The organism is Bacillota bacterium (assembly GCA_024653485.1).
Classification (GTDB): Bacteria; Bacillota; SHA-98; order UBA4971; family UBA4971; genus UBA6256.
Genome location: JANLFY010000004.1, coordinates 75,585 through 89,708, shown reverse-complemented (window position 1 = coordinate 89,708; position 14,124 = coordinate 75,585). Strand labels below are relative to the sequence as shown.

The following is a 14,124-nucleotide window of genomic DNA, read 5'->3' as shown; positions in this document are numbered from 1 at the left end:
TGCGAGCATCGTTGCCGGTTCATGGAACAGAAGCCGGGCGCTCGCCTAGACGAGTGTCCTCAATCGGAGACATGTCGCGATATCCCGACACGTCCCGCTCTCGCCATGTGCATATTGTCGCACACCACAGGTCACGGACGCAGTACCATTCTCAGTACCAGATCTATCGGCACGTACCAAAAGCGCGTTTGTACACTAATACGCACAGTTGTCCGAAAACATAACACCCTGTCTTGGAGAACGTGGAGTTCTAGTGCGGACGGAGTACGAATGTGGTGGACTCGGTGCTCAAGAAGGAAACGAGAGGTGAAAGACTCCGCACGACTATGAGAAGGACATGACACGGGACTTGCACCGGACTGCGGGAGGTCAAGCTATCGAGGGTCTTCACTGGAGAGCGTACGCCGGACGGCAAGCGCCTCGACGACGCCATGCCCCCGGACATCGGGCCCTTGCACACCAGGCCCTGGGGTACACAAGGGGATTCCTGCCTGTGTCTCACCCATTCACCGTGACCAAGTGTCACTTACACTTGAACGCAACCACTCCTCCTCTAGCGGTGCCACTGCTGCGGCAAGCACACGCACCGTAGCGGCCCCGGCGCGCAAGAGCGCTCGAGAGCACTCGTTGGCGGTGGCGCCAGTTGTGATGACGTCGTCCACGAGCAGGATGCTCTTGCCAGCTACCTCAATGGGATGAGGGACCACGAATGCTCCGCGGAGGTTGTCGTGCCTCTGGCGCCTTCCGAGCTTGTTTTGTTCGCCCGTGAGGATGCTGCGCGCCAGAGCCGTCCTCGTAGGTAGGCCGAGGCAGGATCCAACCGTCCGTGCGAGCAACTCCGCCTGGTTGTAGCCGCGCTCCGCCAAGCGCTTTGGATGCAGCGGCACAGGCACCAAGAGTTGCGACGTCCTCATAGCCTTTTCACGCGCAGCGACTCTGGCCATAAGGACACCGATACCCTCCACAAGCTCACGGCGGCCGTGGAACTTGATGGCATGAACGAAGTCCTTGAGGACACCGTCGTACACGCCGACCGCTCGCGCAAGCGTGAAGAACCTTCCTCCTGACGCGCAGTCGCGGCATACGACTGTGTCTCTCACGGCGACGCCGACCGTGTCCGTGCGCGCGCCTCTCAGCGGTCGGCCGCAAAGCTGGCAGTACGGCGACCGCACGAAAGGTATCCTGCCAAGACAGCCGGAGCATATCGGGGCGAAGAAAACCTCCTCCATGCCCTTGCTGCGAACCTGTCCACACAGGACGCAACCTGTCTCTTCCGGCAAGAGGATGTCGAGGACGTCTTTGAGAAACCTCGCAACGGCCTGCTTGGCTCCTGACCACGCGCCGCTCGGCGCGGCATCGGCGCCGCGCAGTTCGTCATCAGAGCCACGTGACTCGCCCGGCGAGCTGGAGGACGACCATGCACGTGCCCCCGCGGCACTCTCACTTGAGCAATCTGCGTATGATTGTCGGCGTGCTGACCAATGAACCATACGACACCCCCCAGCCGAACTTGCCCCTGAGTGCGTCTCGGGCACAAGCAAGATCAATGCTTCCCATCGTCTTACGGCTCCGTGAACCGGGCGGCCCTTGCGTGCTTGGTTTCCAGCATCCAACGCAATGTTAGCATCCTCACAAGAGAGACACCATCACCAGAATGAATGATTCTTCAACAATGGATAACAAGATCACCTGAATGTGTTATAGTTGGGTGACATACCACTTTGTGGAAGGACATGACGTTGCTCGCTCGAAGGCTCTCTACGATAGAGCCGAAGGCAACCGGTCTCCATGGGACGTGTCGGGGGAGTGCTAAATGCTAGGTGACCTCTACTTCGTGTACGTTGCTCGCACGCCGTGGGAAGGAACACCCCAGGTCGTGGGCGTCACCCACTATCCGCCTCTGGACCTTGCGGTCCTCGCAAGAAGGGGATACGAGCAGCTGACAGTCGTGAGCGGTCCCATGCCGATCGCTCTTGCGGAACGCGACGCGGCGAGACTAAGAGAGCGGGTTGACGATCGCTTCGCAAGAAAGCTGACGCGGGCAAGGCGTGAGCTTCGGCATGGGACGCGTGGGGCGAATCTCGAGTGCACCCATCCCGGGGGCCAGAGTTCCGCGGAGAGCGACCGAAGTCGAACGGCCGGCGGCCGGCTCTTGTCGCGACTTATCAGCGCGCTGCGAGGCCTCGACCCTCGAAGCGATCCGACTGACCCCCGTGCTAGATGGGCCACCATAACCGTTGCAGATTGCCAGGCAGTGGAGGTACCATCGTTGGAGCAAGTCGAGGAGGTGCGCGAGGTCCTCGAGGGGCGGATCCTGTTCGACCACGAGATCAGACGCGCTCTGGAAGAGCGGGGCTGCCCTGTCAGCTGGCGGCTCGAGGACAGTCTGCAGGTGCTCATCGTGGGCGGCCTTGTCAGTCGTGCCCCGTCAGTCTCCGTGGACCGCTTCGGAATCGCGACATGCGTGAGGTGCGGCGGACGCGACGTCGTCGAGGCGAGCTGCGCCTCGTGCGGTCGCGATGATTGCCTGCGCTGCGTGGAGTGCGCTTCCATGGGGGAGGCAAGGTCGTGCCGGCCCCTCTATTACGCTCCAAGACGTGCCGGACGTGCCGGGCTGCTACTGGCCCCGAGGCACCTGGCAGACTCGGAAAGCCCCGGAAGTACAGGCGCTCCCACCTTCCGCACGGACCAGGTTCCAGCGCGCCAGATACAACTGCCGTTCGAGCTCACCAAGGCGCAGCGGGACGCTTCGCGGTTCCTGGAATCGTTCGTTGCTGAGGACGATCGCCGCGAATGCCTCGTGTACGCCGTGTGCGGAGCGGGCAAGACCGAGGTGTGTCTGGGCGCCGTCGCCCTGGCCCAGCAGCGGGGCGGGCGAGTGCTCTTCGCGGTTCCAAGGAGCGACGTGGTGGCAGAGGTCGCGCCGCGTATCTCCGCAGCCATGCAGGGCTCGAGCGTAGTCGCTCTGCGCGGCGCCTCCCGCGAACGATTCCGGGACGCGGACATCGTGGTCGCCACGACCCACCAGGCGCTCAGGTTCTACCGGGCTTTCGATCTAGTCGTCCTCGACGAGGCTGACGCATTCCCCTTCCGCGGAAGCCGGATGCTCCGCCACGCCCTCCGCCGGGCAACGGCGCCTGACGGCAAGACGATATACATGACGGCGACGCCTGATGATTCCCTGCTCGTCGCGGCGAACCGCGGCGAGATCGCAGTGACGAGGATCTCAGCGCGCCACCATGGTTATCCTCTTCCGGTGCCCGAAATCGTCATCACACCCCTTCTCCCAGCTTGCGAAAGCGACGTGCTATCAAGGCCGTCGATGCCCGGGAGGAGGCCGAATTACCCACGCGCGCCTCAGGCGCCGCCTACGGTGGCGTCCATCGTCGAGGACTCGCTTCGCGCAGGTCATCGCGTTTTCGTGTTCGTGCCCACCGTGGATCTCGCCGGACGAGTCTGCGCGCTCCTGAGGGCATCCCTCATCTCCCCTGGCTGGCCCGCACCCCGTGACCCCGCCGTTTTGCCCGTGCATTTCGATTCTCCCGCGGCCGCCGCCACCTCGACGGAAGCCTCAGTTCTCCCCGCCCGCCTCGCACTTGGCGGGTCCGAAGTCCACCACGGTCCCGATTTCCAGAGCACTGCCTTACGCGGCGTTGGTGATTCTCATGACGTCCGGCGCGCGTCCACCGCCCAACTGACTTGCCCCGCCGATTCCGGGCCCGGGGTCGGTCGCGCCGTCGGCGGGCGCGATCCATCGCCTGCACACGCGGCCCGGGCGCGGGTTGCCTTCGTCCACTCAAGGCACCCTGACCGCGACCGGATACGCGAGGCGTTCAAGGATGGGGGGATCGACGTCCTCGTGACCACCACTATACTGGAGCGCGGCATAAACGTGCACATGGCGGACGTCGTGGTCCTCTACGCCGACTTCGAGCGAGTGTTCGACGTCGGCACGCTCGTCCAGATGGCTGGACGCGCCGGCAGGTCACAGGAGTATCCCTGCGCTCGCGTGTACTACGTCGCCGAGCGCACGTCCCCGGCCATGCGCGCGGCCGTCGCCTCGATCCGAGACATGAACGAGCACGCGGCCAAGTCAGGATACCTTGTGACGCGCGATTGCCTACGACCGACGTGAGCCGCAGCCACGCCAAATCACGCCCATGACAGGCTGCGAGCGGCCGCGCCGGGGGCAGTCCAACGGCTCCCGCATGCTCTCGCCGTCGCTCACTGACGCCGCGGTCGACCGTGACTTCATCCTCGGAAGGCCGGACGGTACGCCTTATTCTTCACCTCCGCTCGAGCCGCAAGAGGATTTTCGGATGTTATATAGAATAGTCATTATGTTGTTAAGTGTCTGCTCGTTTCGCAGTAGCAATGTCTTGGATTTAGCGAGCGCAGCCCGCCGGCACCGGCTTGAGTCTGACGTCGATACGCTTGCGTCACCACGTCCTTGTGAACACCTCGTCGCTGTGGGCGTACGCAATGAGCGTACGAACCGGGGCGGCTAAGACTGCAGTACTGGAGGAGTGGTGGCACGTCCCCTCCCGATCTGACCGGCAGGGCCGGGCTCAACTCCGTAACTCAAATGCTGGATACCCGGTGGCACGACCTAGCGGTGGGTCGCGCTGTCGGGTATTCCGTCTTCTTGGGGAAGTTCGACACGAGGCGCCCCTCGTCGCTCTTAGCGGGCAGAGCTCGCGGTAGCGCGAGAAAACCCGATCCGTGGCATCGCCACTGGGGGCTCGTTTCGAGGCGGTGGACCACCGGCCTCGATCGCATGTCGGTCGCAGGGCTCCGCATATGCTGGTACTAGCATGCCCGGACACTACTGATACGCATTTGCGGATGCGCGGACACGCGGGCTCGGAGCCGCTCCGTCGGCGTCGGCGTGCCCCGGCCCTCAGTCCACCGACGCCCAAGGAGGCCACAGGGCTGGACCACGCTTGTCGTGGGCCGGAGTAGTGGGGGCCGGCTGCCGAAAGGGTCACCACAAGAACCAGAACGCGCCACAGCCCGAGTACCTACCTTTGGTGGCAGAGAGAGGTGTAAAGGCACATGACACCCGTGATGCACGGCACGATTGCCCCGGGGGGCAGACACGTTCACAGGCAAGACTGGAACAGCGCCCGCCTTCATGGGGCCGAACGCGATCCCTTCTCGGCCATCATCGGCCGCAGCCCCGGCGTGGCCGCGGCCCGCGACCTTGCCCGGCGAGCGGCGCGCGGTGGTTCCAACGTCTTGCTGCTCGGCGAGACCGGTGTCGGCAAGGAGGTATTCGCCCGCGCCATACACGACGCGAGCGGTCGGGCAAGCGGCCCGTTCGTCGTGGTGAACTGCGCCGCCGTTCCCGAGACGCTGATGGAATCGGAACTCTTCGGTTACGAGGAGGGGGCATTCACTGGGGCTCTTCGGAGCGGCAAGCCCGGCAAGTTCGAGCAGGCCTCAGGAGGCACCATCTTCCTCGATGAGATCGGAGACATGCCCCTCGTTCTCCAGGCGAAAGTCCTGCGTGCGATCCAGGAGCGCGCCGTAGAGCGGTTGGGAGGCACCAAAGAGGTTCCAGTGGACGCCAGGCTGATCGCTGCGACGAACAAGGACCTCCGCAAGATGGTGTCGACAGGGGAGTTTCGGGAGGATCTGTACTACCGTCTGGACGTGGTCACAATAACTATCCCGCCGCTCAGGGAGAGGAAGGAGGACCTGCCGGAGCTCGTTGATTGCTTCCTGAAGAAGTTGAACAGGCTGTGCCACACGTCCGTGACAGGGGTCCACCCCGCTGTCATGGACGCCTTCCTGAGCTACCATTGGCCTGGAAACCTCCGCGAGCTCGAGAACGTACTCGAGCGAGCCCTAAACCTCACGGATGGCGACGAGATTCGCCCGGAGCACATCCCGGTGTACTTCTGGGGAGCAGTTGGTGCACACTTTGACGCCTCCAGAGGATTCAGAGGACAGGGGCTCGGCGAGTCTCTCGCTGCTCAGGAAGGCGCGATCATCGTGGCAGCGCTCCGCGCTTCGGGGAACAACAAGACGAAGGCGGCGAAGATGCTCAACATATCGCGGTCCGGGTTGTACAAGAAGCTCAAGAGGCACGGCATCTCGTCCAAGACGTGAAGGCGAGGTGCTCATGCATGAACCGCGTGCGAACCACCTCCCACTCCAGGTTACCGGCGCACGGTGCGCTACTGGCGCCAGCCGGGCGTCCGGCGCAAGGCGAGTTGCCGGCGCAAGGCGGGTTGCCGCCCGCTCGAACGGGCGGGCGGGCGCGCGTCGCTCCGGCAACCCGCCGGCTGGATGTGAAGAAGCCGCTCGCGGACTAGAACCGTCTCGTGAGCGTGATGCACTGTCTCCTTATCTGTTCGTCGCTCGTGAGGAGCGCGTAAGACATCTCGAAGTCACCGAATCGCAAGCCTATCCCACCGGTGAAGGCCCTGGCCTCCGGGACCTCACCGTCCCCCAGAATGATCCCGCCCCGCAGCGCGATGTGCGGCGTGAGCCACCCTTCGAAGCCACCGGTATATATCTCTTGGCTTGCGTCGTCTTGCCCCACGCGGTGGGCGTCGAACGCAAGCACCGCCCCGGACGCGGGACGCAAGCTCAGGCCCGCGGAGTAGCTCGGCCGCACGCTCACGGTCGTGCCGTCGTCGAAGGCAAGTCGTGTCGTGTTGACGTCGCGGGCGATCACCCCGAGCGAAAACGCGCTGTACTTCAGCACGACGCCGGCGTCCATGGCAAGGCCCCTCCACCTCACGACGCTCTCGCCACCGCCACCTCCGCCGCCAGCTTCGCTTGCGTCGCCACGGAGGTAGCGCAATCCGAGACCGAGGGCCCCCCAACCGGCGAGGCTCTTGCCCACGGAGTAATTGAACGTGTTCCCTGATAGTCGTGTGTCACCCTCGTGCAGCTGGTACCCACCCCATGCGAACCCGCCCGCTCCCGCACCTCGTTCCACGTCGGATACGGCGATGAACTTGAAGCTGTCCGGGTCGGTGCCGTCCGTCCAGCCACCTCCGAGCGAAAACACGAGCGAGTCCTTGCCGAGTCCAAACGAGGCAGGGTTCGAGTAGAGAGGGTTGGGCGCGTCCCACACCGCCACGTACGAATAACCCATGCCCATGAGGCGCGCGTCAGCGAACCCGAATGGATCCATGAAGCTGTAATCGTTGCCTGCCGCGGCCACGTTGGATAGCCCTACGCCGGATAGCACTACCGCGAGCATCATCAGGAGCATGGCCGACGCGAGCCGCCGGGCCGCGATCTTGATCGGATTGAGAGGACATCGTCCTCCGCCGGCCAACGAAAAACCGCGCGCATCGCTAGGCTTGCGACCGGGTCCGCGACAGACCTTCATCCCAGTCACGCCCTCTTCCCCCTTCCTTCGCTCAAGACAGCATTTGACCGACCTTGTCCGGGTTGCCGGGACCGCGCGGGAACGGCGGACGGCGGGCCCCTGCCCCTGGAACTCTCGGCGGAACTCTCGGCCCCAGAAACCGGCAAGGCCGGACGACGAGACCTCGCCCGGCAGCCCGGCCGTTGCCCGCCCTCGGCCCTTCCGACCCGAGCCGACCTGGACGCGCGACCTCCAAGCCGCGAGCCCAGGCTCGTGGTCTGTGCTCATCGGACGATCTCTGCGCCCTATTCCATGATCGTCGGCGTTATGAATATCACGACCTCGGTCTCGGTGGACGCCCTCCTCGTGCTGCTGAAGAGGAGACCGAGGATGGGTAGGTCGCCGAGCAGCGGCACCTTTGTCTTCGCCTCATACTCCGACTTCAGCTTGAGGCCTCCGATGACTATGGTCTCGCCGTTCTTCACCCTGATCGATGTCGAGGCCGTGCGCCTGTTCACGATGGGCAGGCCGTCCGCGGTCTCCACCGCGTCGCTCACTTCCGGCTCGATCTTCACCAGGATCTCGCCGGTCTCCGACACCCGCGGCGTGAACTTGAGCGAAATGCCCGTTCGTATCGACTCTAGCCTTGTTGTGGTGTCGCTGTTGGTACCCGTCGTCACCGTGAAGTACTTGTCCTTGCCGAGGAAGATCTCCGCGCGCTCGCCATCGATCGTGGCGATCCTCGGAGTCGCGTGTATCTCGGCCTTCCCCGAATCCAGAAGGACCTTCATTGACGCGATGATGTGCTCGAGGCCTCCTGCCACGTTGTACTTCGCTCCCCATATACCCGACACGAAGTCCACGAAGCCGGAGGCAGGCACGGTCGGATCCGACTCTCCGCCGCTGCCCTCGTAACGCCAGTCGGCACCGAAGGACTTCCCGCTGTCAGACGATATCTCCATGACGAGCGCTTCCAGCATGACCTGGGGCGCCGGTCTGTCTATTCTCTCGATGTCGGCCATGATGCGTCGCACGAGGCCCGCGGAGCCCGTGACTACCAGGACGTTATCGGCCGCGCCTACCTTGACGTATGGAGCGAAGAAGTCCGAGAGCAGCTTGGCGGCGTTCTCCGCCTTCGCGTACTTGAGCTTGATGACTTCGGTGGTTGTCAACAGCGGGAAGCTCGGGTTCTTGACGTCAGCCGATCCGACGATGTAGTAATCCCCCACCCTGACGAACGTGTACCCGAGCGGCACGACTATCATCTCCAGCGCCTTCTCCAAGGGAACCTCGTCGAGCTCGACCGTGACCCACCCCTGGACGGTTGCGTCGGCGATGATGTTCACCCCGGTCTGCGCGGAGACGTCGCGCAGGACGCTCAGGATGTCCGCCCCGTCGAACACGTTGCTCACCAGAGGCTCTTGAGCCATCGATGCCTGCGGCAGGGCCATCGTGATGACCGCCAGTGCAAGCGCCAGCGCGAGCCCTAGTGCCAGTCTCCCGGGTAGGGTCTGCCTGCCCCGCACGGAACGTCTTGACCCATTCATCCGTGATTCCTCCTCGCAAATCAGCCTAGACTCGGCCAGGGCTCACGCGCCCCGCCGGTAAGATGCGCGCGGCCGTCAAGGCTGCCGTACCTCGAACTCCCTCGACACATATAGCGGTGCCTTGCCGCCGTACCTAACGGTTACCTCGACCATGTACCTCCCCGACTCGAGAGCGCGCGCGTACCCCGCGCGAAGCAGCCTCGTTCCTCCCGGGAGGACCGTGTTCTCCAGCTCGCCCAGGTCTACCGAATCCACGTCTTCCCACGATCCGGGGCCGACGTATTCCACCCCGGGGACGGATTCCGGGACGACATGCCTCTTTATCCCGAACGTGACCTGCGGCTTGACGTGGGTGGTCCCGGTGTTCTTGAACACCGTGCTGAATATCAAACCTACGGAAGGACCGCCGTCCTCGATCCTGAGCTCTGACAGCTCCGCGATCTTCTCCACTTGCTTGCCAACGGTAAGGGACACCACCGCGCCGGCTTCACCGGCCCACGCCGGAGTCTCTCGAGGCGACGGGGTCTCCGCGCTCGCGCGGCTGCCCGCCTCGCCGCGCCCCGCGCCGCCTCCTTCTCCCGAAGGCGTGGCGGTGAACACGAGGTTCGCGTACCTGCCGCCGGCCTGGTCCCTCGGAATGCTTATGGTGACGCGCACGACCTGCTGGCCGCCCGGCCGGATGTCCATGCTGGAGGGCTTGAGCTCGATCCAGCCCGCGCAGCTCCACTTGGAGGGCGTGGCCGCGAGCGTGGACTCGTCCTGCACGAGCTCGCCCTCCTCGTCATAAGCGAGCGGCAGCGCCTTGCCCTCGACATGGAGGGGCACGTCGGATTCGTTCTTGACCACGATCGACCTGGCCGCCACGGCGCCGGCAGGGTACGTGAGGTCAAGGCTCGCCGGCTCCACGCTGAACGGAGCCAGCTTCGTCTCGCCTCCAGCGCCTCTCGTCTCAGCTCCGCTCGAAGACACCGTGAAAGGCACCTTCGCGAGCGCCGGCCGCATGCCGCCGTACTTCACGGAAATGTCCGCGATGTAGTTGCCCGGCGCAAGGCCGGAAGGAAGCACCGAGACCAGGTTCACGGTTGCCTCAGGAAGCACCAGGCCGCGCCCAGACCCAAGCGGTATTTGACGCAGGCGCTTGCCCGAGCCGTCCCTGAGGGTCAGGGACCCGCGCGCGAAGACGTGCGTGTTCCCTTCGTTCCTCACCTCACCCACGAGGATCAGCGCATCGTTGCCGTACGCCGCTGCATATCTCGGGTTCTCCGCGGCGGCCCGCACGCTGAACCCCGACACGCTGAGGGCCTTTCGCACCCTGGGCGCGGGGATCGAGACCTCGATGACGGTGGCAAACCTCTGCACGAACTCGGCGGAGGCAAAGACCTCCTCCCCGTCCTTCCTCTTCTCAGGGGCGAGTTCGAACACTACCGCCGCGTACCGCCCGCCATAGACAGCTCTCGGGATAGCGAGCTTGCCGTCGACGGAGAGCGCTTCGCCCGGGCCCAGCGTCGCCTCCTCCCTGGACAGCTTGATCCACCTGGCACACGAGTACTCAGACTCGCCCTGCTCGACGACGCGGTAGTCGCCGTTCGATCTCTGTATCACGTCTGTCGCGAACACCCGGAAATGCGCGGTCGCGGCCTTGCTCTCGTTCACGAGCAGGATGTTGAAGGACTTGGTTTCGCCCGGCGCCCCGGCAAGCTCGATCAGGAGCGGCGTGAGGCTGATGGACACCTGGGCTCGCGCCGTGCCGACCAGGCAACCCACGAGCATTGAGGCGACGATCGACGAAAGAACCACATTGAGCATTATGCGGCGAGCCCTGCTTCTCTCATGACTGAGTCCGCCAGGGCAGTCACGACTCGATGAATGAGGAACCATCATGGGTCTATCTCCTCTCTGGTCCGAACAGGGGTGGCAGGCCGCCACCCCTGTTCTTCCCGTGTATCGCGCAAGGCTCACCTTTCCAGGTGACACAGGGCGTCCAGGAAGGACTCCGCTTGGCCTCGTCTCATCCAAAGGGCGGGACTCGGAGTCGCCCGTCACGGCGACGGCTACTGCTGGACCTGCGCGAAGTTGCCAGACTCGGCATCGATCCAATGCTTCACGTTCTGGAGCACGAGGGTTATCGTGGCGGTGTCCTCGTACTCGCAGGACGAGTTGCAGTTCTCAACGACGATCTTGTTCCAGAGTTTGAAGTTCAGGCCCGCGTGGAGGCCCGCGCTGTCCTCTAGCAAGTCATCGCTGTCGTTGAGCGCGCTCGCCCTGACCCAGCCTCTCGACTGGGCTTCGGCAAGCGTGGCGCCGTAGGAGTAGTACGTGTCTATGGTCTGCTTCACGCCCTCGCCTTGCTCGAGGTAGGCGAGATCGGCGAAGCCGTCGTACTGGACAGCCACGTCATTGTTGCTCTTTATGGTGAAGTTGATGCAGTCCGCGGCGTACGTCCCGGGCTTCCTGATGCGCCAGTCCCATCTCGTGCCGCCTATGGACCAGTCGATCCACTGAGCGACCGACGCGTGGTGCGTGACGTCGATCACCCAGCTCTCTGCGTTGCACGCTCCGCTAGCGGGGCCGCTCGACCAGCAGCGTGCCAGCGCCGCGGCATTCCCGGTACCCTGCGAGACCCACTGCCCGGCGTTGTTGAGATACCATGTCTCTACTTCAGCCGCACCATCCGGGAGCGGCACCCCCGGGTTATACGCCAGGGCGGCGGCGGGCACCAGAAGCACCGCCATGAGCGCCAGTACCAAAACCATCCTCTTCATATTCGGGATTCAACCTCCTTGTAGGTTTCTTGGGACCCTTTCGACGCTCGAGCAGCGTCTCTTTACACATCTCCAGAGTGGCTTCTCCGCGGTTCGCGTCCCATAGCCTGCGAGCCCGCGCCCGCGCGGACTTGTTCCAAGCCCCACCCGCTCCATTCCGAGTCCAACGGTGCCTTGGCGAGTCCTTCCCGATGCCCAAGCTTCGGTCGGCGTCTCAAACGGGCCTTCACGACACGCCCGGATGATGTGCAGGGCAGCCGCACCGCACAGTCTGTTTCCGCCTTCCGTGGAACCGGGCTTTTCACGTGCGCCTTCGAGCGGCCTCCCGCGCCAGGCGTGCTTCTTTCGTCAGACCGGACATCGCTCACGCTAGTTGTTGCTCACGATGAACGTTACCACCCCCACATCCTCGTATTCGCTCGACATGTCCTCCTCGCCCACGTCTATCTTGGACCACATCCTCAGCGTGACGGGGGTTGACGGGTCGAGCGTTATCGGACCGCGCGAGTTGGCGTCCAGGTTCAGGTCGTTCGCGCTTATCCATCCCGAGGTCTCCACCGCGGCGAGGTCGTTCCCGAACCCGTACCACGCGCGGATGAAGTCCGGCCCGCCGTCCTGCTGCGCAAGGTTCGTAAAACCCGAGAAGTCAACTGTTAGCTTGCCCACGCCAGTGAAGCTCATCTCCGTAGCGAGCGCGGCGTACGTCCCGGGTTTCCGCACGCGCCAGTCCTGCCGGGTGGAGCTGAGGCTTACGTCCGCCGTCGGGCTCGCTACCACGCTTATGCTGCCCAGCCAGGCTCCGCCCGACCCGTGAGGGGGCCAGGTCCACCCCAACGTTGCGGATCTTACGAACTCGTACTCGCCTAAGGCAGCGTACCCCGCCGTGTACACTTTGAGTTCCACCACAGCCTGCGAGCCCGGAGGGAACTCGGACGGGTCGCCTGACCACTGCCATGAGACGTGGACCGGGTCGGTGGGCGACGCGCGGGTTATGCTGAACGTGTCGCCGGTCACCGGATCCGTTCTCGAGATCTCCTCGACCGAGAGCTCAGCCCCAAAGTACAGGTTCATGTCCCAGTGATCCCACCCGGGAAGGTTCCAGGGGTTTGCGATCGTCACGGTCACCTTCCACTCTGCGTACTCCCCCGGTGGGACCACGAACTTGCCCCCGTCTTCACTGATGTTGGGCGTCTCGCCCGCGGCGACAAGGTAGAACATCGGCGTCCACGGTGAGATGTCTCGCGTGCCGACGTCCTGGGCCTCCTGGGCGACCCGCGTGATGACCGCGCGCACGTCCGGCCCGTCGCCGACTATGGGGGGCAGGACGGGCACGACGGATCCCGCGCCTGTGCCCCCGCCTGCAATGGGGTCGGCATCAACGTCGAACGGCGGCCCCTCGCTGCGGAGGGCGCCCATGTCCTTGCGAGCAATCACGCTGCCGCAGCCTGCGTTGCGCACTTGCTTCTTTCCAGCGAGGGTGTAGGTGAGGCGCGCGCCCGTGTCAATGGAGTATATCCCAGGACGAGAGAACTGCATGTTCCCGTCACGGTCGCGGGTGGTCACCACGCTGGCTTCCGCCCTCGCGGCCTCCCCGGGGCCGAGATCCCCGACGTCCCATACGAACGTCGGGCAAAGAGGCAACCTGGCAGCAGGGTCGTCGCCCTCGATGCGGGCCTCCCCCGCCGACTTGCCCGCAAGCGACGCACGAAAAGCCCGCCCGAACTCGTCCCGCACCTTGACGTCTCTCATCGGGATGTCGTTGGGGTTTCTCACCGTTACGACCATCCTCCACTCGAGGCGCCTGCCCAGAGGAGCGATGAAGAGGTTAGTCGCGTTGGTCCGGATGTCACCGGACACCGGGATGAACTGCACGCTGAGCTCAGCCCTTTGCGTGTCCGGCTCGAACGTCGCGGTCGCCCGCACCGGCCATGACACTGACCCAGCGTTGCTCCAGCCTTGTAGAGGGGCCTCCCCCATCGCCGCGGCGTACGGGTTGACCGGCGGGAGTTCAACCCATCCGCTGGATGGCTCCAGTCTGTAGACGGTGAGGGAGTCCCCGAAAACCGGCGGGGCTACGAAACCAAGCAGGAGTATTCCGACAAGCGCCCCCAGGAGTGTCCGCCGCCGCACCATTGGTAGCCCTCCTCGCGTGTCCACGAGTCCGTGCTCATGACGGCCTTTGTACATACGAGCAACCGCCGTCCTAGGGCGTTCTTCCGCAAGAGCCGTGCCTTGCGTCATCCGCTCGGCGGCGAGAACACGAAAGCCCGCCCACGCTGGCCTTGAGGGCCGAGCGAAGCGGGCTCGACCGACGTTGGGAACGTGCGTGCGATGACTTGCGTAGACACCGTGGAAGTCGGAGGTGGGGCATCATCGTCCGGCTACACTGCAATGATGGCGGTCAGAGGGAACTGTCCGGAGGTGGGAACGTGCCTACAGCCGTATACAGTGGTGGACGGGCCGCTCGGCCACAAAGTGAGAACAG

The 14,124-nt window shown here is 64.3% G+C and carries 8 protein-coding genes; 2 read left to right on the top strand and 6 right to left on the bottom strand.

The window, feature by feature from the left end; genetic code table 11:
• Window positions 1-506: 506 nt before the first annotated feature.
• Window positions 507-1,490 carry a ComF family protein gene (locus tag NUW12_04380; protein ID MCR4402007.1) on the bottom strand — a complete coding sequence of 328 codons (984 nt, stop codon included), beginning with the start codon at window positions 1,488-1,490 and terminating at the stop codon, window positions 507-509.
• 323 nt (window positions 1,491-1,813) lie between these two features.
• Between NUW12_04380 and NUW12_04375 the strand changes: the two genes are divergently transcribed.
• Together NUW12_04375 and NUW12_04370 are read left to right on the top strand one after the other, a co-directional pair.
• The gene (locus NUW12_04375) at window positions 1,814-4,135 is read left to right on the top strand and encodes a helicase-related protein (GenBank protein MCR4402006.1); all 2,322 of its coding nucleotides are present in this window, start codon (window positions 1,814-1,816) and stop codon (window positions 4,133-4,135) included.
• Window positions 4,136-5,055: 920 nt separating this feature from the next.
• Window positions 5,056-6,114 (top strand): sigma 54-interacting transcriptional regulator, encoded by a 1,059-nt coding sequence (locus NUW12_04370; GenBank protein ID MCR4402005.1) that lies wholly within the window; start codon window positions 5,056-5,058, stop codon window positions 6,112-6,114.
• Between the two features lie 202 nt (window positions 6,115-6,316).
• Here NUW12_04370 and NUW12_04365 read toward each other — a convergent pair whose 3' ends face one another.
• The 5 genes from NUW12_04365 to NUW12_04345 all read right to left on the bottom strand — a co-directional run bounded on the left by NUW12_04365 (window position 6,317) and on the right by NUW12_04345 (window position 13,772).
• Window positions 6,317-7,360, bottom strand: coding sequence for a hypothetical protein (locus NUW12_04365; GenBank protein ID MCR4402004.1), 1,044 nt, complete (start codon window positions 7,358-7,360; stop codon window positions 6,317-6,319).
• A gap of 275 nt (window positions 7,361-7,635) precedes the next feature.
• On the bottom strand, window positions 7,636-8,877 hold the full coding sequence (locus NUW12_04360) for a hypothetical protein (protein MCR4402003.1): 1,242 nt from the start codon (window positions 8,875-8,877) through the stop codon (window positions 7,636-7,638).
• Window positions 8,878-8,952: 75 nt separating this feature from the next.
• Window positions 8,953-10,758 (bottom strand): hypothetical protein, encoded by a 1,806-nt coding sequence (locus tag NUW12_04355; protein ID MCR4402002.1) that lies wholly within the window; start codon window positions 10,756-10,758, stop codon window positions 8,953-8,955.
• Window positions 10,759-10,928: 170 nt separating this feature from the next.
• Window positions 10,929-11,639 carry a hypothetical protein gene (locus tag NUW12_04350; GenBank protein MCR4402001.1) on the bottom strand — a complete coding sequence of 237 codons (711 nt, stop codon included), beginning with the start codon at window positions 11,637-11,639 and terminating at the stop codon, window positions 10,929-10,931.
• Between the two features lie 369 nt (window positions 11,640-12,008).
• The gene (locus tag NUW12_04345) at window positions 12,009-13,772 is read right to left on the bottom strand and encodes a hypothetical protein (GenBank protein MCR4402000.1); all 1,764 of its coding nucleotides are present in this window, start codon (window positions 13,770-13,772) and stop codon (window positions 12,009-12,011) included.
• Window positions 13,773-14,124: the final 352 nt, after the last annotated feature.